Source organism: Variovorax paradoxus, from assembly GCF_000834655.1.
Taxonomy (GTDB): Bacteria; Pseudomonadota; Gammaproteobacteria; order Burkholderiales; family Burkholderiaceae_C; genus Variovorax; species Variovorax paradoxus_F.
On sequence record NZ_JXQQ01000049.1, the window covers coordinates 1 to 19,956 of the forward strand.

The 19,956-nt window shown below is 68.4% G+C and carries 26 protein-coding genes and 1 pseudogene; 12 read left to right on the plus strand and 15 right to left on the minus strand.

Annotated features, from left to right (window positions below; all coding sequences use genetic code 11):
* From RT97_RS20935 to RT97_RS20950, 4 genes and pseudogenes are all read left to right on the plus strand, one after another.
* A pseudogene (locus RT97_RS20935) lies at positions 1–708 on the plus strand (helix-turn-helix domain-containing protein); the annotation flags it as partial.
* A 49-nt stretch (positions 709–757) separates the two neighbouring features.
* Positions 758–1,429: a Vgb family protein gene (locus RT97_RS20940; protein ID WP_042580754.1), complete on the plus strand. Its 672-nt coding sequence runs from the start codon at positions 758–760 to the stop codon at positions 1,427–1,429.
* A gap of 29 nt (positions 1,430–1,458) precedes the next feature.
* Entirely contained in the window at positions 1,459–2,253 is a 795-nt protein-coding gene (locus RT97_RS20945; protein ID WP_042580755.1) for a DUF899 domain-containing protein, read from the plus strand.
* Between the two features lie 15 nt (positions 2,254–2,268).
* Positions 2,269–2,859, plus strand: coding sequence for a hypothetical protein (locus RT97_RS20950; protein ID WP_042580756.1), 591 nt, complete (start codon positions 2,269–2,271; stop codon positions 2,857–2,859).
* Here RT97_RS20950 and RT97_RS20955 read toward each other — a convergent pair.
* The 3 genes from RT97_RS20955 to RT97_RS20965 form a co-directional block, all read right to left on the minus strand.
* A complete protein-coding gene (locus RT97_RS20955; RefSeq protein ID WP_155403853.1) occupies positions 2,856–3,176 on the minus strand; it encodes a hypothetical protein in 321 nt (106 codons plus the stop codon). The genes RT97_RS20950 and RT97_RS20955 overlap by 4 nt on opposite strands.
* A 1-nt stretch (position 3,177) precedes the next feature.
* Positions 3,178–4,011: an alpha/beta hydrolase gene (locus RT97_RS20960; protein WP_253278281.1), complete on the minus strand. Its 834-nt coding sequence runs from the start codon at positions 4,009–4,011 to the stop codon at positions 3,178–3,180.
* Positions 4,012–4,105: 94 nt separating this feature from the next.
* Positions 4,106–4,543 carry a helix-turn-helix domain-containing protein gene (locus tag RT97_RS20965; RefSeq protein ID WP_042580759.1) on the minus strand — a complete coding sequence of 146 codons (438 nt, stop codon included), beginning with the start codon at positions 4,541–4,543 and terminating at the stop codon, positions 4,106–4,108.
* 78 nt (positions 4,544–4,621) lie between these two features.
* Between RT97_RS20965 and RT97_RS20970 the strand changes: the two genes are divergently transcribed.
* Positions 4,622–5,476, plus strand: coding sequence for a class I SAM-dependent methyltransferase (locus RT97_RS20970; protein WP_042580760.1), 855 nt, complete (start codon positions 4,622–4,624; stop codon positions 5,474–5,476).
* 40 nt (positions 5,477–5,516) lie between these two features.
* On the opposite strand, the gene RT97_RS20975 is transcribed toward RT97_RS20970, so the two are convergent.
* From RT97_RS20975 to RT97_RS20985, 3 genes are all read right to left on the minus strand, one after another.
* Positions 5,517–7,070 carry a serine hydrolase domain-containing protein gene (locus tag RT97_RS20975; RefSeq protein ID WP_052810714.1) on the minus strand — a complete coding sequence of 518 codons (1,554 nt, stop codon included), beginning with the start codon at positions 7,068–7,070 and terminating at the stop codon, positions 5,517–5,519.
* Positions 7,071–7,194: 124 nt separating this feature from the next.
* Positions 7,195–7,554 (minus strand): hypothetical protein, encoded by a 360-nt coding sequence (locus RT97_RS20980; protein ID WP_042580761.1) that lies wholly within the window; start codon positions 7,552–7,554, stop codon positions 7,195–7,197.
* A gap of 182 nt (positions 7,555–7,736) precedes the next feature.
* The gene (locus tag RT97_RS20985) at positions 7,737–7,997 is read right to left on the minus strand and encodes a GIY-YIG nuclease family protein (protein ID WP_042580762.1); all 261 of its coding nucleotides are present in this window, start codon (positions 7,995–7,997) and stop codon (positions 7,737–7,739) included.
* A 64-nt stretch (positions 7,998–8,061) separates the two neighbouring features.
* Between RT97_RS20985 and RT97_RS20990 the strand changes: the two genes are divergently transcribed.
* Positions 8,062–8,331: a helix-turn-helix domain-containing protein gene (locus RT97_RS20990; RefSeq protein ID WP_042580811.1), complete on the plus strand. Its 270-nt coding sequence runs from the start codon at positions 8,062–8,064 to the stop codon at positions 8,329–8,331.
* 49 nt (positions 8,332–8,380) lie between these two features.
* Positions 8,381–8,695: a hypothetical protein gene (locus tag RT97_RS20995; protein WP_155403854.1), complete on the plus strand. Its 315-nt coding sequence runs from the start codon at positions 8,381–8,383 to the stop codon at positions 8,693–8,695.
* 20 nt (positions 8,696–8,715) lie between these two features.
* Here RT97_RS20995 and RT97_RS21000 read toward each other — a convergent pair whose 3' ends face one another.
* The gene (locus RT97_RS21000) at positions 8,716–9,753 is read right to left on the minus strand and encodes a PQQ-binding-like beta-propeller repeat protein (RefSeq protein ID WP_042580764.1); all 1,038 of its coding nucleotides are present in this window, start codon (positions 9,751–9,753) and stop codon (positions 8,716–8,718) included.
* Positions 9,754–9,797: 44 nt separating this feature from the next.
* A complete protein-coding gene (locus RT97_RS33490; RefSeq protein WP_042580765.1) occupies positions 9,798–10,307 on the minus strand; it encodes a hypothetical protein in 510 nt (169 codons plus the stop codon).
* A gap of 110 nt (positions 10,308–10,417) precedes the next feature.
* Between RT97_RS33490 and RT97_RS21010 the strand changes: the two genes are divergently transcribed.
* From RT97_RS21010 to RT97_RS21020, 3 genes are all read left to right on the plus strand, one after another.
* Positions 10,418–10,801: a DUF4259 domain-containing protein gene (locus tag RT97_RS21010; protein ID WP_042580766.1), complete on the plus strand. Its 384-nt coding sequence runs from the start codon at positions 10,418–10,420 to the stop codon at positions 10,799–10,801.
* 161 nt (positions 10,802–10,962) lie between these two features.
* The gene (locus tag RT97_RS21015; RefSeq protein ID WP_042580767.1) at positions 10,963–11,421 is read left to right on the plus strand and encodes an SRPBCC family protein; all 459 of its coding nucleotides are present in this window, start codon (positions 10,963–10,965) and stop codon (positions 11,419–11,421) included.
* Between the two features lie 28 nt (positions 11,422–11,449).
* On the plus strand, positions 11,450–11,863 hold the full coding sequence (locus tag RT97_RS21020; protein ID WP_042580768.1) for a GFA family protein: 414 nt from the start codon (positions 11,450–11,452) through the stop codon (positions 11,861–11,863).
* 21 nt (positions 11,864–11,884) lie between these two features.
* Here the strand turns inward: RT97_RS21020 and RT97_RS21025 are convergent, their stop codons facing one another.
* Both RT97_RS21025 and RT97_RS21030 read right to left on the minus strand, forming a co-directional pair.
* Complete coding sequence (locus tag RT97_RS21025; RefSeq protein ID WP_042580769.1) at positions 11,885–12,379, minus strand: protein-tyrosine-phosphatase; 495 nt, start codon at positions 12,377–12,379, stop codon at positions 11,885–11,887.
* Between the two features lie 48 nt (positions 12,380–12,427).
* Positions 12,428–12,883 carry an ester cyclase gene (locus RT97_RS21030; RefSeq protein WP_042580770.1) on the minus strand — a complete coding sequence of 152 codons (456 nt, stop codon included), beginning with the start codon at positions 12,881–12,883 and terminating at the stop codon, positions 12,428–12,430.
* A gap of 143 nt (positions 12,884–13,026) precedes the next feature.
* On the opposite strand from RT97_RS21030, the gene RT97_RS21035 reads away from it, so the two are divergent.
* A complete protein-coding gene (locus RT97_RS21035; RefSeq protein ID WP_042580771.1) occupies positions 13,027–13,953 on the plus strand; it encodes a DUF3883 domain-containing protein in 927 nt (308 codons plus the stop codon).
* A 28-nt stretch (positions 13,954–13,981) separates the two neighbouring features.
* Here the strand turns inward: RT97_RS21035 and RT97_RS21040 are convergent, their stop codons facing one another.
* The 5 genes from RT97_RS21040 to RT97_RS21060 are packed head-to-tail and all read right to left on the minus strand — an operon-like array spanning position 13,982 to position 19,080.
* Positions 13,982–14,407 carry a hypothetical protein gene (locus tag RT97_RS21040; RefSeq protein WP_042580772.1) on the minus strand — a complete coding sequence of 142 codons (426 nt, stop codon included), beginning with the start codon at positions 14,405–14,407 and terminating at the stop codon, positions 13,982–13,984.
* Entirely contained in the window at positions 14,404–15,750 is a 1,347-nt protein-coding gene (locus tag RT97_RS21045) for an adenylosuccinate synthetase (RefSeq protein WP_042580773.1), read from the minus strand. The genes RT97_RS21040 and RT97_RS21045 overlap by 4 nt, the downstream gene beginning before the upstream one ends.
* Before the next feature lie 22 nt (positions 15,751–15,772).
* Positions 15,773–16,741 carry a hypothetical protein gene (locus RT97_RS21050; RefSeq protein ID WP_042580774.1) on the minus strand — a complete coding sequence of 323 codons (969 nt, stop codon included), beginning with the start codon at positions 16,739–16,741 and terminating at the stop codon, positions 15,773–15,775.
* Between the two features lie 25 nt (positions 16,742–16,766).
* Positions 16,767–17,753 (minus strand): protein kinase family protein, encoded by a 987-nt coding sequence (locus RT97_RS21055; RefSeq protein ID WP_042580775.1) that lies wholly within the window; start codon positions 17,751–17,753, stop codon positions 16,767–16,769.
* A gap of 16 nt (positions 17,754–17,769) precedes the next feature.
* A complete protein-coding gene (locus RT97_RS21060; protein ID WP_042580776.1) occupies positions 17,770–19,080 on the minus strand; it encodes a hemolysin family protein in 1,311 nt (436 codons plus the stop codon).
* A gap of 23 nt (positions 19,081–19,103) precedes the next feature.
* Here RT97_RS21060 and RT97_RS21065 point away from each other — a divergent pair, with 23 nt between their 5' ends.
* Positions 19,104–19,955 carry a symmetrical bis(5'-nucleosyl)-tetraphosphatase gene (locus tag RT97_RS21065; protein WP_042580777.1) on the plus strand — a complete coding sequence of 284 codons (852 nt, stop codon included), beginning with the start codon at positions 19,104–19,106 and terminating at the stop codon, positions 19,953–19,955.
* Position 19,956: the final 1 nt, after the last annotated feature.

The following is a 19,956-nucleotide window of genomic DNA, read 5'->3' on the forward strand; positions in this document are numbered from 1 at the left end:
GCGCGCGAGGCGGCCGGGCGCGCCCGCGTCCCGGCGCTCGCGGCCGAAGTGGCCGAGGCGCAGGCAGCGCTCGATCGCCCCGCGGCGCGGCGGCTCTTTCCCGGCGGCGAGCAACCGCTGCGCCTGGACGAGGTCGCGGCGCTGCTGGCCTCCGACGCGCTGGTGGTCGATGCCTGCCGCCGCGGCGTGGGCGCCGGCGATGCGTGGCGGCCGCTCGCACGCCGACCGGTGCTCTTCGCGCTGGCGCGCGCGCTTGCGGAAGCCTGGCCCGGCGATGTCGAGCGCGAGGCGCTGATCGCCTATGCCTTCAATACCCGCCATCCCGACGAGACGCTGCGCGCACGCCTGCGCGTGGAGATCGGCCGGCTGCGCGCGCTCGTCGCTGCGGAAACGGGCATCGAGGCCACCGCGCGCGGCTTCGCGCTCAAGCCGCGCGACGGGCGCGAGGTGGTGCTGCTGGTGCCGCCCATCGATGGCGAGCAGGCCTCGCTGGTGGCGCTGCTGTCCGACGGCGCGGCGTGGTCGACCTCGGCCCTCGCGCTCGCGCTGGGCGCGAGCCAGCGCACCGTGCAGCGCGCGCTGTCCGAGCTGGAGGCCGAAGGGCGCGTGCGCGCCAACGGGCGGGCACGGGCGCAGCGCTGGCTCGCGCCGCCGCTCTCGGGATTCACGACGATCTTGTTACTCCCCTCTTCGCTGCCGATTGCCTAAAGTTGTCTCCAGGGCGCCGATCCGCGGCGCACCGCACAAGGAGCCAACGATGAGCAGCAAGAAAGACACCCCCCAGGCCACCCTGCGCGCGGCCGAGATCGTGCGCGAGTACGGCCCCTTCGACGGCGTCGACAAGGTGGGCGGCGTGACCCACGACGGCCAGCGCGTGTGGGCCGCCACCGGCGCCCGGCTGATCGCATTCGACCCCGGAAGCGGCGAGGCCACGCGCACGCTGGACCGCGCCGCCGACGCCGGCACCGCCTTCGACGGCAAGCACCTCTACCAGATCACCGAGCAGCGCATCGACAAGATCGACCCCGCCACCGGGGACGTCGTGACCTCGATTCCCGCACCCGGCCACGGCAACGACTCCGGCCTCACTTGGGCCGAGGGGAGCCTCTGGGTGGGCCAGTACCGCGACCGCAAGATCCACCAGATCGACCCCGCGACCGGTGCGGTGCTGCGCACCATCGAATCGAATCGTTTCGTCACCGGCGTGACCTGGGTCGACGGCGAGCTGTGGCACGCCACCTGGGAAGGCGACGAGAGCGAGTTGCGCCACATCGATCCGCAGAGCGGCGCCGTGCTCGAGCGGCTGGAGATGCCGCGCGGCGTGGGCATCAGCGGGCTCGAATCGGACGGGGCCGACCTCTTCTATTGCGGCGGCGGCGGCAGCGGCAAGGTGCGCGCCGTGCGCCGCCCCAAATCCGCCAGGGCCTGAGGGGCCCGCACATTCAAGGAGACCACACCATGAACACCGTGACTGCAGGAACCACCGACCTGAAGAACCACCCCGTCGTGCCGAAGGACCGATGGCTCGCCGAGCGCAAGGCGCTGCTGGCGCGCGAGAAGGAACTGACGCACCTGCGCGACGAGGTCGCCCGCGAGCGCCGCGCGCTGCCGTGGGCGCGCGTCGAGAAAAACTACAGCTTCGACACGCTCGAAGGCCCGCGCAAGCTCGCCGACCTCTTCGAAGGCCGCCGCCAATTGGTGGTGCAGCACTTCATGCTCGGCCCGGACTGGGAGCAGGGCTGCCCGAGCTGTTCGTTCATGGCCGACCACATCGCGGGCATGAAGGTGCACCTGGAGCACCGCGACGTGACCCTGCTGGTCGTCTCGCACGCGCCGCTGGCCGAGATCGAGCGCTTTCGCCAGCGCATGGGCTGGCAGTTCACGTGGGTGTCGGCGTACGACAGCGATTTCAACTACGACTTCGGCGTGAGCTTCAAGCCGCAGGAATGGGCCGAGGGCAAGGGCGAGGTCTACTACAACTACAGCGTGCGCCCCTTCCCCGCGCAGGAGGCGCCCGGCGTGAGCGTGTTCTACAAGGACGACGCGGGCGCGGTCTTCCACACCTACTCGACCTACGAGCGCGGCGTCGAAGTGATGATGGGCACGTACAACCTGCTCGACCTCACGCCCAAGGGCCGCGACGAGCACAACCCGGTCTACGCGATGGACTGGGTGCGGCACCACGACCGCTACGAGCCGGTGCCGGAACCCGCGAAGCCGGCGGCGGGCTCGTGCTGCCACGGCGGCGACTGAACGCGCGGGGATGTCGTGCCGGCCGCAGACCTTTGGCCATGGCTCGCAGTTACCGGGGTCGGCGCCCTTCATGGGCTGAACCCTGCGACCGGCTGGATGCTGGCCGCCGCGTGGGGCGTGCGCGCGGGTGACCGGGCGCAGGCACTTCGGGCGCTGATGCCGATCGCCATCGGGCATGTGGCATCGATCGCGCTGGTGGCCGGCGCGGTCGCGTTCGGCCTGTCGATGGATCGCACGTTGATGCAGGTGCTGGCGGGTGGGCTGTTCGTGGCAGTCGCGCTGCTTCACCTGTGGGGCCGCACGCCCGAGGCTGCGCGGGCGCCGGCAGGGCACGCCGGCCTCGCGCTCTGGTCTTTCATGATGTCCACCGCGCATGGGGCGGGGCTGATGCTGGTGCCGGCGCTGATGCCGCTGTGCATGGAAGATGGGGCGGCCAGGCAGATGGCTGCATCCGATTCGCTGATGCTGGCGTTCGCGGCTGTGGGTGTTCACACGGCGGCGATGCTCGGTGTCACGGGCTTGATCGCCAGTGGGGTGTGCCGTGGCTTCGATTCAGGGGCGGGCCTTTTTCGAAGCCTCAGGCGCGAGGCTCGGTGCCCTGACTAGGCATGGACGGCGATTCGCATGAGCTGTCGCGCGCCCTCGACGACCAGGCACAGCACCGCCCCAGCAAGACCGATCCGAAAACACCACCACGCCTTTCGGCCCGATACGCCCAACGCCGTCACCAGCACAGCGAGAAATAACTGGAAGAGGCCCATCAGTCGGGCGTCGAGTGCCAGCAGCGTGACTGTGCCGTTTCCCCGCCCCGGGCGATATGTGTATTCGCCGGAGAACAGCACCCAGATGCCGTAGGCCGCCAAGCTCAATGGCAGCAACGGCCCCAGATAGCGAACGACGAAGGATCTTCTGCCTTCGCTCACCTCACGCGGCCTTGGGCTCCGGCAACACCGCCGTCAGCGCGAAGTCGATCAGCCGCAGCCACGTCTCTTCGAGACCCATGATGTTGTAGTGGTCCGAGCCGGGAACGGTCTCCACGCTCACCGGCGTCGGCCATGCCGCGATGAGCTTCTGCGAACGCTCGGGCAGCACGACGTCGTCGCGCTCGGCCAGCAGCACCTGCGTCTTGGCGGCAACCTCAGCGCAGTGCGTGAGGGAGTCGAAGCGATTGCGCAGCAGCAGCGACAGCGGCACGAGGGGAAAGCGCTTCTTCGCGACTTCGAGCATCGAGTCGTAGGGCGTGACCAGTTGCAGGCTCGCGAATTCCTGGCGCGCCACGAGCTGGATGGCCACACCCGTGCCGAGGCTGCGGCCCACGACGTGCAGGCGCGCATTCGGGAAGGCGCGGCGAAGGTGCCTGGCGAACTGGCCGGCGTCTTCGACGGAAGCGATCTCCGACGGGTGGCCCTGCGAATCTGCCACGCCGCGGTAGTTGATCGCGGCGAAGCCGAAGCCCTCCGGCAGCCAGTGCAGCGCCTGCGCCGTGGCGCGAACGTCTTCGCTGCGGCCCGCGAAATAGATGAAGAGGTCCTGCACCGCCTCTTCGCCCTGCGGGTGGTAGACATAACCGCGGACCATGCCACCGGGCACCGTGTGCGAGTAGGTGGAGAAGTCGTCCGACAGATGCACGACCGGGTGCTTGCGGGCATTGAAGAGGATGTGGCCCTGGCGCGTGGCCAGCAGGGTCCAGTAGGCGGCGAGGCTGCCGATGGCGGCGGCCGAGGCGGAGAGTGCGATGCGGGCGGCTTTGGATGACAAGGTTTCTTTTCCCTGGAGCAATGGCATGGAGGCGCGGAGCCTGTGTGCGAAGGCGCTAGTTTCGCCTCGTTCGCGGATGGGGTTGTGTCAGAAATCAGTTCCCCGGCGGGTGGGGTGTTTTCTTTTTCCGCCCTCCGATGGCGCCCGATCCGGCGGCCTTCAGGATGCGGCGGAACGTGGGGCATTCCATGTGGCTCGGCGCGGGGCACACGGCCGCGTGCCGCAGGCCGTCGCGCAGGGCGCCCAGCTTGCGGATGGTGCGGTCGAGCTGGTCGGCCTTGGCCGCGAGCATCTGCCGGTCGATGCGCGGGCCACCCTCGGGCGCGAACATGCGTGCGATTTCATCGAGTGAAAAACCGGCCGCCCGGCCCACGGTGATGAGCGCCAGCCGCTCCAGCACGCCGGGGTCGAACAGGCGGCGCAGGCCGCGCCGGCCGCTGGAGACGATCAGCCCTTTTTCGTCGTAGAACCGCAGCGTCGAGGCCGGGATTCCCGATTGCCGCGCCACCTCGGCGATGTCCAGATGTTCCACCTCTTGACCTCAAGTCGACTTGAAGTTGCACAGTCTAGCTACCGCCTCTTTTCCGAAGGCATGCAAAGGACCAACGCCATGAACACCACGCCCCCGAATTCCACCGAACAGGCCGCACTCTGGAACGGGCGCGCCGGCCGCGCCTGGATCGACGGACAGGCAACGCTCGACCGGATGTTCGCCCCCTTCGAAGACCTGCTCGCCGACACGGTCCGCACCGCGTCCGCGCGGCGGGTGCTCGACGTGGGCTGCGGCACGGGCAGCACGACGCTGGCCGCTGCAAGGGCAGTCGGCGCGCGCGGCGAATGCGTCGGCGTCGATATCTCGCAGCCGATGATTGCCGTGGCCCGCGAACGCGCGGAGCGTGAAGTCTCGACCGCCCGCTTCGTGAGCGCCGACGTGCAGACGCACGCCTTCGAGCCCGCGAGCTTCGACCTCGTCATCTCTCGCTTCGGCGTGATGTTCTTCGACGACCCCGTGGCCGCCTTCGCGAACCTGCGCAGCGCGGCGAGCGCCCATGCACGGCTGCAGGTCATCGCGTGGCGAAGCGCCGCCGAGAACCCGTACATGACCACCGCCGAGCGCGCAGCCGCGCCGCTGTTGCCGAACCTGCCGGTGCGCGCGCCGGGCGCACCGGGGCAGTTCGCCTTTGCGGAGCGGCACCGGGTCGCCTCCATCCTGCGAGAGAGCGGCTGGGGCGACATCGACATCCAGCCGATCGATGTGGAATGCGCCTATCCCGAGAAGGACCTGGTCGGCTATTTCACGCGGCTCGGCACCGTCGGCCAGGTCCTGGAGGACGCGGACGAAGCGACGCGCCGCGAGGCCATCGGCACCATGCGCGCCGCCTTCGATCCGTTCGTGCATGGCGACGAAGTCCGCTTCACCGCCGCCTGCTGGGCGATCGGTGCGAAGGCACCCGCCGATGCCTGAAGCGGTTTGATGCCCGGTGCCTGGTGCTCGGCGATCGCGGCTACTCCGCCGCCCTGCCCTGCATCTGCGCCTTGAAGCCGCGGTTGTTCTCGAAGGCCACGTTCACCCGCTGCCCGTCGAAGCGCAAGGTGTACGTCGCCACGTCGTCTTCGCCGAGCACGCGCGAGTCGATGCGAAAGCTCTGCGCGTCGAGCCAGTGGCCCTTGACTGCGACGGGCGCGTTGGGGGCCTTGTCGTTGATGCGGAAAAGGCCGTCGAGCCCGATCGGTCCTGCCAGCGGCGGCGAGGTTGCGCCGGGGTCCTTGCCGTCGAACACGATCTCGTAGGTCGGCGTTGCGGCCTTCAGGTCGAGCACCAGGCTCCTGATGCCCAGCATGTTGCGATCGAACTGCCAGACCTTGCCGGACACCGCGGCCGCCAGCTCAGGTGCGGGCGTGACCGCGCTCGGCTTCTCGATGGCCGCATCGCGGATGCGGTCCGCCAGCTGCGCCTGCGCAGCGGCGTCCGAGGGAAGCGGCTGCGCCGAGCGCGCGGCGGCGACGAGCAGGTCGATGAACGGCGCCATCGGGAAGTTGCGCCGGCTCGTGGTCACGGCGACGACGTCGACCTCGGGCAGCACGACGATCAGTTGCCGGTTGTAGCCCGCCGCGATGTAGGCGCGCTTCTCCGGAATGGTCCACCAGCCATTGGCGTAGCTGTAGGCCGGCGTTGCGCCGAAGCCCATGTCGACGGAGGCGTTGAACACCCTGTCCACCCATTCGGCGGGCAGCAGTTGCCGGCCCGCCCACTGGCCCTTGCGCAAGTAGAGGTAGCCGATCTTCGCCATGTCGCGCGGCTGCAGGTAGAGGCCGAAGCCGCCGGCCTCGATGCCCTGCGGGTCCTTGATCCAGCGTACGTCCGCAATGCCCAGCGGCGCGAACAGGCGCTTCTGCGCATAGGCCAGCGTGCTGCCACCGGTTTTCTTCGCGACGATGGCCGACAGCAGGTGCGAGTTGCCGCTGTTGTAGTTGAAGCCGGCACCGGGCGCCTGCGCCATCGGGCGGTCGAGCACGAAGCCCTGCCAGTCGCGGCTGCGGCGCAGCTGGATCAGGCTCTCGGGCACGCTGGCGTCGAGCTTCTCCTTCCATTCGAGGCCCGAGGTCTGGTCGAGCAGGTTCCCGAGGGTGATCGACTTCTTGGCGGCATCGGCGTTGGCCACCGTGCGGTCGGAAAAGAACTCGAGCACCGGCTGGTCGCGCGAGGCCAGCAAGCCATCCTGGATGGCCATGCCCGTGAGCGTGCCGACGACGGCCTTGGTGACGGAGTTGACGGTGTGCTTGAGGCCCGCGCGATAAGGCGCGTAGTAGGCCTCTGCGACCAGCTTGCCGTGGCGCGTGACGAGGATGCTGTCCAGGTTGTTCACGCCGCCGCGTTCGACCAGCCTGGCAAGCGCCGCCGAGTCCATGCCTTGCTCCTCGGGCGTGCTCGTGGCCCAGCCGGCGGTGGGCCACGCAGCGGGTTCGTCGGCCAGCGCCGGCTTGAGCGGCAGCGCTGCGAACACCAAGGCCGTTGCGAGGCGAGCCAGTGAAGAAGCTGTCTTTCCGTGCACGCGCATCGCCGGTCTCCGCTGTTGATTTGGCGCCGATCATATCGACGCCCTGTGCCGCGACATCGCGCGGCCGGCGGGGGCCTGGGCATTGGCGCACGGCCTGGCTGACCGGCGCGGCCCGGGCCGCCGCTCAATGCCGGGTTTCGTTGCAGCTTCGCAGTTCGGTGCAGGCGGCGTCGAACTGCTCGTAGTACGCATCGATGAACGATTCCTCGTCCCCGCCCGCCATGTCGAGCAGCGTGGCGAGCACGCCGATCTTCTGCGCGCGGGCAAAGACGGCGAGGTCTTCGATCGCCGTCTCGTGCACGTCTTCCAGTGCATCGAGTGAACCCGCGTTTCTCACGGCGTAGTCGAGGGCCCACATGCAATAGATCGCCCGCTCGGGCGGCGAGAGCGAGGCCTCGCCCTGCTCGGCTCTTTTCTCGATGACTTCGTCGCCTGCTTCGAGCAACCAGGTTTCCATATCGTCCGCATCGTCCGCAGCGCTCATGGCGTTACTTGTCCTTCCTGTCGATGGCCAGGCCCGTTCCGATGCCCAGGCTCTTGCGTTTCATGCGGACAGTTTATTCACCGGTGCCGATCGCAAGACGTATTCTTTGGCAACAAGCCGCATGTCCGAAGCCATGAACACGCGCGACCGCCGCGCCCTCTTCCGCCGGCCCCGTCCTGCGGCTACGCGGCGCTCTCGAAGAATGCAAGCTTTCGGGTTCGAGGCAGCGCCTTGACCTTGATCTCGGCCCGCAATGCGGCGCCCTTGTCCGGGTAGACGCGGGCGGCGAGCACGCGCAACGGCGGCCGTGCGCGCGTGAACTTGGCGCCCAGCCCGAAGACATGCTGGAAGAAGCGCTGCTCCACATCGAGCGCGATTCCCGCGTAGTACACGCCGCCTTCGCACTCCAGGAGATAGAGCCAATAGGGTGTGGAAGCGGGCACGGGCGCGGACTGAGGATCTGGCGGGGTTCGAGGCACGGCTGGATTGTGCAGCGACAATCCCGGCATGGCTCAAGGCAAACGCATCTCGGCAGACATCGACAGCGATGCCCTCCAGGCGATCAGGCACATGGGGGCAGAGGCCAAGCTCGCGCGCACGCGCGCCGGCGAAGGCCAGTCGGCCGCCGCCGCACGATTGGGCGTTCACGTGCAGACGATCGCGCGCATCGAATCGGGCGAACCGGGTGTCGCCATCGGGCACGTGCTGGGCATGCTGGCGCTCTATGGGATCGCGACGAAACTGCAGCCTGCAGATGGCGAGCGGCCGTCCTCCTGAACAGGCAGGCGCGCCATGCGGGCCCAGGCCCTCGCAACGGAGAAGCGACATGAAGATTGAAGTCCGTCGGCAAGCGTGTTGCGCACAGGACGACCAGATGGGCCCGCTCACGCAGACGTTCGAGATGCCCGATCGATGCAGCATCGAAGACCTGGTGAAAGCGGTCGCGGCTTCGCGCTTCCTGCAGTTCTCGTCGACCCACACGGCGTTGCATTGCCGCATCGCGGGCAACGAGGTGGCCGTGGTTTTCAGCCCCCATGAGGTGCCTGCGCGAGAACCGCTCTTCGTCGTGGCCCCGGACACCGCAGTTCAAAGCATTGCAACGGTGGATCGCAAGGTCGAGTTCGTTTTCGACCGCGCTTGAGCCATGGCCCACCCTTGGTTCTATCCAGGACCCAAGGCCCGAACCTCCCTCCCCAACGCCCCATAGAGCCACTCGCGGTCAGAGACCAGGCCGCCGCCATCGCCCTTGCCCATCTTGATCGATGAAAGCCGTTGCCCGGTGGCTGGGTCGAGAAAGACGATCCCCTCCTCCGGCGCGAGCACTGCCAGTGCTTCGCCGGCCATGACCGGCCGCCCGCGGATACCGCCTTCGCATGCGGCCTGCCACGCGCTCTCGAGCGAGAGCCTGGTCTTGAAAAATGATCGCTTGCTCTGCAGCACCGCGCAGCGAACGCGCCCTGCATCCGTGCCGAAGCAGATGCGGTCGCCAAAGACCTGCATCTGCCCGTCGATGGCTTCCTGGCCCTCCAGGTCCAGCCTTGCGAGCAGCTCGCCGGTCTGCAACGAATAGGCGCGCAGCGATCCCCTGGCACCGATGAGGACGGTCTGGTCCTGCACGACCGGATGGAACATCCACTCCGCGCTGTCGACGGCCCAGAGCGCGCGGCCGTTCGACATGTCCACGCAATGCAGCCGAACTCCCGCGCCCTTCGCGAGCACCGTCGCGTGAACGACGCGGCCGTTGTTCGCGGCAAGGCCGTAGCTGTGGCCGTGGTTCTCGAAGGCCCACACGATAGAGCCCGTGCGCACGTCGAGGCACCACGTCTTCGACGCGCCACCGCCGGTTTCCGCGACGACGAGCCGGTCGCCCCCGACGAGGCAAGGCCTGCCCATGTTGCGATCGCCGCATCGTCCGTCCCACAGCTTCTTGCCGGTGCGGTCGAAGGCGTGGACCGTTCCGGAAAAGCTGCTGACGTACACCGAGCCGTCCGGCCCCAGCAGGGGCTCGTTGATCACATGGGGAATGGTGGCGCGCCAGCGTTCTTCGCCCGTCGTCGGGTCGAGCGCGACGAGCGTGCTCTCGTAGAAGCCAGCCTTGTCGTAATGAAAGGCGACGAGCACCGTGTCGGCGCCTGCGACAGGGGGCCTGGCACCGACCTGCCGCTCTTTCGGCAGGCGATAGGACCAATTCAATTTCATGCGCGTTCTCTTGGGTTGTATTCGGAGAGCCTGAAGAATTTCTTCTAACGCTGGCGCGCTTCCTGATCGATGGTTGCCACCACTTCGCGCAGCCATGCCCGATGGCCCTTGAAAGTGTCTAGCCGCTCTTCGGCTGCTTGTCTCGAAGCGAGGTACCGATCGAGGAACCGGAATCCCACCGAGGCCGCGGCGCGCTGAAGTTCTTCGTCGGGCAGATCGCATTCGTACAGGAAATCGAACCGCGTGGCCCAGAACCCTTGCTCGGTCCTGGCGATCCTGTCGATTTCATTGGGGGTCTCGATGCTGAATTCGATGAACTCCAGGCCATCGGATTTTTCCCAGACGCCGGAGACCGTGTCTCCGCTGTCCCACAAGGGGACCAATGTCGGACCGGCAGGCGCATCGGCACGGCGATAGACATGGAACGGTGGGCCCAGGCAACGGTTCCGGAATGCCTCGTGAATGCATTCGCCTGCGGCCAGCCGTATCAATGGCGCGGAGACACCCAGCCTGCGCAATTCTGCGATCCGCAGATCTTCGGCAATCACCGCCATTCTGAAATTTCCTCGGTCACCCGGTCGCGGGCCTCGTTGCAAAACGCCGTCATTATTCTGATGCTAGGCTCCGCCTTTCCGCATACACACACCTGCATAGGAGTTCGAAGATGGGCACGTGGTCTACCGAAAGCTTTGGCAATGACGATGCACTGGATTGGTTCGGCGAGCTGCAGGAAGCCCCGAGCGCGCTGCCGTTCATCGAGGAGACATTGACCTCGGGCTCGACCGAAAGCGTCATCGCCGCGGGCGCTGTTCTCGCGGTGCTCAGCGGCAAGGACGGCGCAGACGTTCATCCGGATGTCATTGCCTGGTGCGCCGGAAAGGCGGCACCTCCGGCCTCGCTGAAGCAAGCCGCCATCGATGCGATCCAGGCCGTCATCGACGACCCCGAGGCGGATGGGCACGACACGTGGGCGGAGCTGGGCGAGGACGATGAAGACTACCTCGCGTGGCTCGCGAACCTGAAGAGCATTCAAGCCCGGCTTCGCTAAGCGGCACTGGACCTTGCACCGGCGCGGGCCAACGTCGCGCCAGCCCTGCGATTCACGACGATCTTGTTACTCCCACTCCGCGCGCTTGCCCGAATAGATTTGCCTTCACGCCACGCGGCGTACGAGCACTTCTCTCAACGCAACCGAACGGAGCACACATCATGATCGACATCATTCACAGGGTCGGCATCAAAGCCCCCGCCTCCAAGGTCTACGCCGCCATCTCGACCGTCGAGGGCGCCGCAGGCTGGTGGACGAAGGAAACCACCGGCGATGCGCAGCCCGGCGGCAACATCGACTTCGAATTCAGCACGTCCGACGGCGAAAAGATCGGCGGCTTCGGCATGGACGTGCTGGCGCTCGCGCCCGGCAGGAAGGTGCACTGGCGCGTGGCGACGGGCCCCGAGGAATGGATCGGCACCGACATCGTCTTCGACCTGGCCGAGGACGGCGAATACACCATCGTGCGCTTCGGCCACACGAACTGGCGCGAGGCGAGTGAGTTCACCGCGCACTGCAGCACGAAGTGGGCCGTGTTCCTGCTGAGCCTGCGCGACCTCGTGGAAACCGGCAAGGGCCGGCCCGCACCCGACGACGTCCAGATCGGCAACTGGCATTGAAGACCGGCCCGTCGAGAGGACACGAAAAATGAACAAGCCCTACACCGGCGGTTGCGCGTGCGGCGCGATCCGCTACGAGATTTCGGGTGAGCCCGTCTTCCAGAACGACTGCCAGTGCCGCGACTGCCAGCGCAAGAGCGGCACCGGCCACGGCTCGTACCTCACCTTCCCGCGCGGCGGCGTGAAGCACAGCGGCGAGGCCACGCGGTGGGACATGGTCGGCGACAGCGGCAACGTGAAGACGCGCGCCTTCTGCCCGCAATGCGGATCGCCCGTGTACATGACCTTCGCCGCAATGCCCGACGTGTTCACCGTGCATGCCGCGAGCCTGGACGACCCGGGCCGCTACCGGCCGCAGGCGGTCACGTACGGCGTGCGCGGACATGCATGGGATTTCCTGGACCCGGCGCTGCCGAAGTTCGAGCGTATGCCGCCCATGTGAAATCGCTGCGCCCGGATCGGCCTATCGCATGTGCGCCAGGTCCCGCAGGTCCGAACGGATCGCCGCGCGGTCCGCGCCGTGCAGCGGCAGGCTCGCGAACAGCTCCAGGCGCCGCCGCAGCACGAACATCATCTGGATGGCGGCGCGAACCGCGTCTTCGGGGTTGCCGATCGCGGCAATGTCGGGAAAGGCCCACAGCGCCGAATCGGGCTGGCCCGGCCAGCGCGGCTGCGAAGGGAGCGTCGATTCGTCCAGGGTGATGACGAACTCCGCGCGCGGCGCGCCCGACGCGGTGAGGTCGTTCCAGCTGCGCGGCGGCGCATCGAGTGGGGGAATGCCTGCGTTCTCGAGCGCGGCGACGGCGGCGGGATGAATGTCCGCGGCGACCTTCCCGGGCTGGCCGCACGAGAGCACCGTGAACCGGCCTCCGCCCAGGTGTGCGAGGCTGGCATGCGCCAATGTGCTGCGAAGGGAATTGCGTCGCGAGACGAAGGTAACCACGATGCCTCTTGCCATGGTTTCCAGTCTAAAACGAAGATATGTCGAACGCATGCGGTGCGACATTCAGCCGGGCTTGCCCCGTAATCGGCCTCGTGATTCCGAGGGTGCCGGCGCGGCCCCTTCTCCGCCGTTCACGAGTTGGGCTTCGATGGCCGCCTTGTCGATGACGGACCAGACGTTCGCGATCTTTCCGTCGAGGAATTCGTAGAACACGTTCTCGGTGAAGGAGACTCTGCGCCCGTTCACGGGCAGCCCGAGAAACACGCCCTTCGGCGAGCAGTCGAACTGCAGCCGGCTCGCGATGCGCGGCGGCTCGGCAATGACCAGGCGAATGTCGAAATGCAGGTCGGGGATGTCCTCGCAGTCACGCTCCAGCATCTCGCGATAGCCGGACAGGCCGATGCGCCGGCCGTTGTGGCGGGCCTCGGCGTGAACGAACCTGCCAAGGCTCGGCCAGTCCCGTGCATTGAGGCAGGCGATGTAGCTTCGATAGATGCTGGCGAGATCCGTCCCGGTCATGCCGATTCCTTTCTTCGAACGAGCGCGCGGCGCAAGAATGGCCGATTGCGGCCGACCCGACAAGCGAGATGGCCGCACGCGGCCGGGCCCCGCCCCCGATGCGGCATACTCCCACCCCCCAAACACGCCACGAACCCACCCGCATGGACAAGGAAGTCGACCCCCACGTACTCGCCGTCATCGATGAGATGCGACTCTCAGGACCGCGGCTCACGCCGGTCGAGATCGTCGCCAAGATGGGGGTGTTCGACGCGCGGGAAAAGCCGTTCGACCAGGCCTGGCTAGCGACGGGCGACAACGTCATTGCGACCGTCTGGGCGGAATACGTGAGCGTTGGCGCCGGCGGACGCTGGTTCTGCCTCGAATCGCTCGACACGCAGCACCGCCCGGGCGGCGGCACGCGCAGCCCCTTCCAGGTCCAGCGCGCGAAAGACCGACTCGCCCTGCTCAAGCGGACCTTCGATGCGGGCCAGGGCTTTCGCGCCGTGCTGCAGACCAACCGGGTCGCCATCGCCGAGCTGGAGAGCAACAAGGCCGCGAAGGTGTCCACGCGCGTGCGCGACGATGCCGAATGGCACGTCGCGAGCTGGGAGCCGGAGCAGCAGCTCGCGGTGCTGGTGCGCGGCGCACGCGGCTGGACGCCCGACGAGGCAGAGGTGAAGGCCGCCACGGCGCGGGGCGGCGTGCCGGTCGTGGCCGAGGCCGAGCCCGACGTCGCGACCCCTCCCCCGCCGGCCTCGCGCGAAGAGGTCCAGGCCGCCGCGATGGACTACGTGATGCGCCACTTCAAGGGCTACGGCTACAACGCCGAAGACCTCACGAGCAAGAACATCGGCTTCAGCATCGAGGTGTCGAACGCGAAGGGCGCGACGCTGCTGCGCGTCGTGGTGAAGGGCACGTCGACCGCATCGCCCAAGTTCCAGCTCACGAGCGAGGAACAGGCCTCGTCGGTGCGCGAGCCGCTCTGGCGTCTGCTGGTGGTTTCCGATGCAGGCAGCGCGATCGCGCAGCACAAGATCTACAAGCCTTCGGAGATGAGCCAGGCGCCCGGGTTCGAAGCGCAGGCGTAATCCGCTCAGGCGTGGGCGCGGGCAGCGTTCACAGGGTCTCCCAGACCTGAACGAGCCCGGCCAGATGGACGAGGCCGAACACGAGGCAGATGGCCGAGCTCCACACCCAGAAGGCGCTCAGGCGTCGCCGGTCGAACACGAACAGTGCGACGGCAACGAGCCCCCGCAGCAGGTAGACGGCGGTGATCGCGGGCAGCACGAACGCCAGCAACGGCAGCGGCTGCAACACACCCGCACCGGAGAGCGCATAGGCGGCCCAGGTCGCCAGCACGCAGGCGATCAGCACCGTGAGGATGGGCGGATACCAATGCCCCGCCGCGGCGCCCGCAGCCATGCGCTCGCCCGCTCCGAAAAAGCGGTACCACGCAGGTCCGCCGAAGATGACGCAGATGTGCAGCAGCGCGGCAATGGTGCTGAGCGCCGCGCCGGCAATCAGGAAGACGTTGGGCGTCATGCGGGACCTCCGATGTGTTCGCGTGCCCGCACGGTACCGCGCGTCGGGCCGAAGGCGCCGAAGCGCACGGGGAGGCCGCCGAGGGCTTCGACGCGCTCCACCCACGCCTGCGCGGTGGCGACGGGATGCGATTCGTAAAGGGGCTGCGCGCCTTGCAGCAACCGGGTCAACGCGTGCTGATGGTCGAGGTCCGGTTCCTTGCTGAACGGCAGCGATGCAACGTGATTGCCGCCAGCAGTGCGGTAGCCGGTGCACCAGCGCAGGCCCGCGCCCTCGACCGCATCGAGATGACTCACGACCAACCCGTCGAGCGGCCCGACCGCCGCAAGCGCATGGTGCAGCAGCACCGCATCGGGGTGGCCGCGTCGGAACGCGCCCTGCCAGCCTTCGTCGGCGTTGTGCGGCTCGGCGAATCGCGCGTCGAGTGCGCGATCGTGCGTGGGCAACGGGCCCGGGCCATGGCGCGTGAGGTAGCTGCGCAGCACGCCCAGGTGCTGCACGGGCGCATCGATGCCCGCGTCGTGCAGCACGGCTTCGACGGCGGACGTCGAGATGGTGCTCCACGTGGTATGCGGATGAAAGCCGCGCCATTCGTCGAGCAGCACGCCCTGCGCACCTTCGAACAACACAGTGCCTGGATGCGCGAGCCTTGCACCGATGGCGTCGGCGCTGGCAGGAGGCGAGAGGCGAACACAGGGCGCAGCGGCATCGAGCCAGCGCTCGGCGAGCGAGGCATCGCCCAGCAACGTCAGCTCCTCTGCGGCCTCGGGATGCGCCGGCGCCATGTCCGCGAACTCACGGCGCAGCGCCGTGCGCGAAGCCTGCAGCTTGTCGAGTGCTTGCGCACGATGCATGAGGTCGCCGTAGCGCAGGGCATCGTCGGGCGCAGCCAGCGCCTGCCGCACCGTCTCGCCGACACCCACGCCGCACGTGCCATGCGCCGCCGCGCCCCTCGCCCATTCGCGCAGCCGGCCCGCGGCCTGATGAAACGGCGTGGTCACGCGGCAGCGCGCATCGATCAGCAAGCGCGCGAAGGCATCGGCCACGCCCACCCGGCGCAACGCCTCTTCCTCGACGCGCAGCGCCGTCGGATGCACCACCACAGGGCTCGCGAGCACCGTCGCCACGCCCGCATGAAAGCTGCCGGCACCGAACTGCGAAAAGGTGTGATGCCGCCCATCGGCCAGCACCACGTTGTGGCCCGCCTGCGCGCCGCCGTTGAAGCGCACCACCGTGTGAGCCTGCCACGCGCCGCACAGGTGGTCGGTGAAGAGGCCCTTGCCGCAGTCCCCGAAGCCGAGGCCCAGCAGCGAGGCGTAGCGCGTGGGCGCTGCGGTCGTCACACGGTGTTCAGCCGTCAGCCGTTCAGCCGAACAGCCGCTTCCACCACGACGAGCGCGGCCCGCTCGGTGCCGGTGGCGCACGGCGCGGTGCGGTGGGGTCGAGCAGCGCGGCGTACGCGTCCAGCGCATGCAGCACGCCGCCCACGCGCTCCTTGGCCATGCCGGTCGCGCCCATCACCTTGGCCAGGCCGTCGAGGTTGGGCACGGCCTTCTCGGTGAGCGCGACGATGCCGGCGGCTACGGCGCAGGCGTCGTCGGGCGAGTCCATGCAAATGACGTGATCGCCGAGCAGCTCGCGCCAGCGCGGCTCGCAGCGGCGGCGGCGCTGGGCGTCGGGAATCAGGAAGAACAGGTTCGTGGTCTCGGCCGCGGCGGCGATGACTTCCTCGATGGGAATGTCCTCGTCGAGCTTCTCGCCGATGAGGCCCTCGATCTGGTGGCGCGAGACGGCGGGGTACGGCAGTTCGTCGCCGGTCACGAACAGGTAGCCGCGCTTCTTGCGCTTCACCCAGCAGTCCATGTCGGTGTGCTGCGCCATCACGTAGAAAGCCAGCTCGTAGCTCTCTTCGCCGCTGCCGCCACCGCCGCCTTCGAGGTAGCTCCAGGTGAGCCACTGGTCCATGAGGTTGGCGGTCGATTCGAACTGGCCGACCTGCAGCGGCGCGCGGTCGGAAGTGGCGTCGCCGATGGCCATGAACATGAGCTGGGGGTCGGCCACGCCGCAGTCGGTCAAGAGCTTCATGAAGGTGGGCAGCTCGCGGCGCGCAAGGGTCTGCGGGATGTCGCCCATGGAGCCGGTGACGTCGAGCGCGAACACGATGCCCAGCGAGTTGGGATGGTCGGCGTTGTCGCGCGACTCGCGCACCTTCAGGCCGTGCGGGTTCATCAGCGCGTGCGTGGCCGTTTGCATGAACACCTCGGCGCTTGGCTTGGCGGCGCGGTCGGCGATCAGCGCCGTGTGTGCGGCGTGCGAGTAATTTCCGTAACCCATGGATGCTCCTTGGAATGTCGGTCCGTCAGCCGCCCAGGCGCGGCGCGGGATCGAAGTGAACGAACTGCGGGGCGCCGAAGGCTTCGCGCGATGCGTCCGACAGCGCCTGCTCGATGCCCTGCGCGCCGAGGCGTTCGCAGAAGGCGGTGTCTTCGCTGCATTGGCGCAGCAGTGCGGCGAGCGGTGCGGGCGTGTGCGCGCCCAGACCAGGATCAACGGTGTCGCCGGCCGCGCCGCCGTGCAGCGCTGCGCGCACGGTCCATGCGGCTTGGGCAAGGTCACGCGCCGCGGCGGCCGCAAGCGCTGAGCCTGAGGGTTGACGCGCCTGCGACCAGCCGATGATCAGCACGCCATGGTCGCGCGGATGCACCAGTGCATGTGCAGGCGAAAGATCGCGGTGCGCCCAGCCGGCGCCATGCACGAAGGCCAGCACCTCGAGCATGCGGCGCCAGATCCACACGGCGTGGCGCGCGTCGATGCCCTGCGGATTGGCCTGCAGCACGTCCTGCAGGCTGCCCCAGAAACCGTTCGGATGGCGCAGCACCAGGGCCTGTCGCTTGCCGTCGCCCAGGCCCTCGGCGATGCCCGTGCCCAGCGGCTGCGGCAGGCGGCGCGTGAAGTAGGCGGCACCCGGAACGGAAAGGCTTTGCAATGCCTGCAGCACCGCACCTTCGCGCAGCAGCACATCGTTGTCAGACGCCTCGCGCGCAAGTTTCAGGGTGACGCGTTCAGGCACCGCGCCGAGCCGTTCGGCGAACAGCACCTCGCTGTGCTCGCCGAAGCCCAGCGGCGCCAGCACGCGGTAGCGCGCGCCGCGCCATTGCACGATGCGCCCGCCTGCGACGTCTGCGTTGGCACGCCGCCAGGCCGCGCGGAAGCCCTCGCGCTCCACGGTTTCTTCGCCGCGCGTGATGGTCGCGCCGCAGTAGCTGCAGTTGACGGTGCGCCAGCGCGCGGCGCGCGGGAGCGGCGCGGAGCATTGCGGGCAGCTCAGTGCGAGCAGCGACAGCATGGCCGTTCGTGCCTGCCTACTCGTCGCGCGGCGCCGCGGGGTCGGGCGAGGCCAGCACGCGGTCGATGCGGCGGCCTTCGAGCGCCACGATCTCGAAGCACCAGCCGGCGCAGTCGATCAGCTCGCCCACCGCGGGCAGATGGCCCGACACCGACATCAGGAGGCCGGCCACGGTGTTGTAGCGGCCGCGTTCTTCTTCGGGCAGCTCGCGGATGCCCAGGCGCGCGCGCAACTCCGACACGGGCATGAGGCCATCGAGCTCCCACACGCCGTCGGGCCGCTCGCGCGCCCAGGCGTCGGTCTGCATGCCGGGCTGCAGTTCGCCTGTGATGGCTTCGAGCAGGTCGCGCGGGGTCATGAGGCCCTGCACCACGCCGTATTCATCGACCACGAACACCAGCCGGCCGGCGCGGGCGCGGAACTGCTCGAGCAGTTCCATGCCGGTGAGCGTCTCGGGCACGAACACGGCGGGCGTGGCTTCCTGGCCGAGCACGCCCTTGTGGGCGGAGCCCAGGCGCAGCAGGTGCGCCACGCTGATCACGCCGACCACGTCGTCGAGCGAGTTGCGGCAGACCGGATACCACGAGTGCACGAGGTTGAGCGCCGCGGCATCCGCCACCTTCTGCAGGGCCTGCGCCACGGTGTTGGAGGCGTCGAGCCACTCGATGTCGGCGCGCGGGATCATCAGCGACGACAGGCGCCTGTCATCGAGGTGAAACACGTTGCGCACCATCTGGTGCTCGTGCTGCTCGATCACGCCGGCATCGACGCCTTCTTCGAGGCTCGCGGAAATTTCTTCCTCGGTCACCGAGCGCGCCGCGTTGGCGTCGATGCGCAGCACCTTGAGCATGGTGGCCGTGGCGCCGGCCAGCAGCCACACGAAGGGCTTGGCGCCCTTGGCCAGGCCGCGCATCGGGCGCGACACCCAGCGCGCCACCGGCTCGGGATACAGCTGGCCGATGCGCTTGGGCACCAGCTCGCCGAAGATGATCGTGAAGAAGGTGATGCAGGTCACCACCACCGCGGTGGAGGCGATGCTGGCGGTGCCCGCGCCCATGCCCAGTTCTTCCATCCAGACGGCGAGCGGCGCGGCGAAGGCCGCTTCGCCCACGATGCCGCTGAGCATGCCGATCGACGTGATGCCGATCTGCACCGTCGAGAGGAATTGCGTGGGCGATTCCATCAGCTTCAGCGCGGCGGCCGCGCCGGTGTCCCCCGTTTCGGCCAAGGCTGCAAGGCGTGCGCGCCGGCTGGTTGAAAGGGCCATTTCGGACATTGCGAACACCGCATTGAGGGTGGTCAGCAAGGCCAGCAGGAAGACATCCATGAACAGGGGGAGAGAATGAGGGAATGTCACTTTACTGTATCGGCGACGTGCAGGGCTGCGACCCTGCCCTCGGGCGGCTGCTCGGCGAGATCGATTTCTCCCCCAGCCGCGACACCCTCGTGCTGCTAGGCGACCTGGTCAACCGGGGGCCCGACTCGGCCGCCGTGCTGCGCCGCGTGCAGGGCTACGGCGCCTCGGCGCAGAGCCTCCTGGGCAACCACGACCTGCACCTTCTGGGCGTGGCGCACGGCGCGCGCAAGGCCGGCCGCAAGGACACGCTGGCGGGCATCCTGGCCGCGCCTGACAGCGAGGCGATGCTCGACTGGGTGCGCCACCAGCACATGGCGCTGCACATGCAGGTCGGTGGCGGCGATCTGCTGATGGTCCACGCCGGCGTGCTGCCGCAGTGGACGATCGGCGACACGCTCGCGCTCGCGTCGGAGGTCGAATCGGTGCTGCGCGGTCCGGCGCTCGGCGACTTCCTGCTCACCATGTACGGCGACGAGCCTGCGCAATGGCACGACACGCTCACCGGCAGCGCGCGCCTGCGCGTGATCGTCAATGCGCTCACGCGCCTTCGCTACTGCACGCCCGAGGGCGAGATGAAGTTCGAGACCAAGGACGGCGCGATCCCCGCCCCCGAGGGCCTCTTGCCGTGGTTCGACGCGCCGGGCCGAAAGACCGCCGCGGCCACCGTCGCCTTCGGCCACTGGTCCACGCTCGGCTGGCTCTCGCGCCCCGACCTGCTTTCCACCGACACGGGCTGCGTCTGGGGCGGGTGCCTGAGCGCGGTGCGCATCGGCGCGACGCTGGCCGAGCGCGAACTGATCCAGGTGAAGTGCGAAGCGGCGCAGAAGCCCGGCAAGCAGGCCTGAC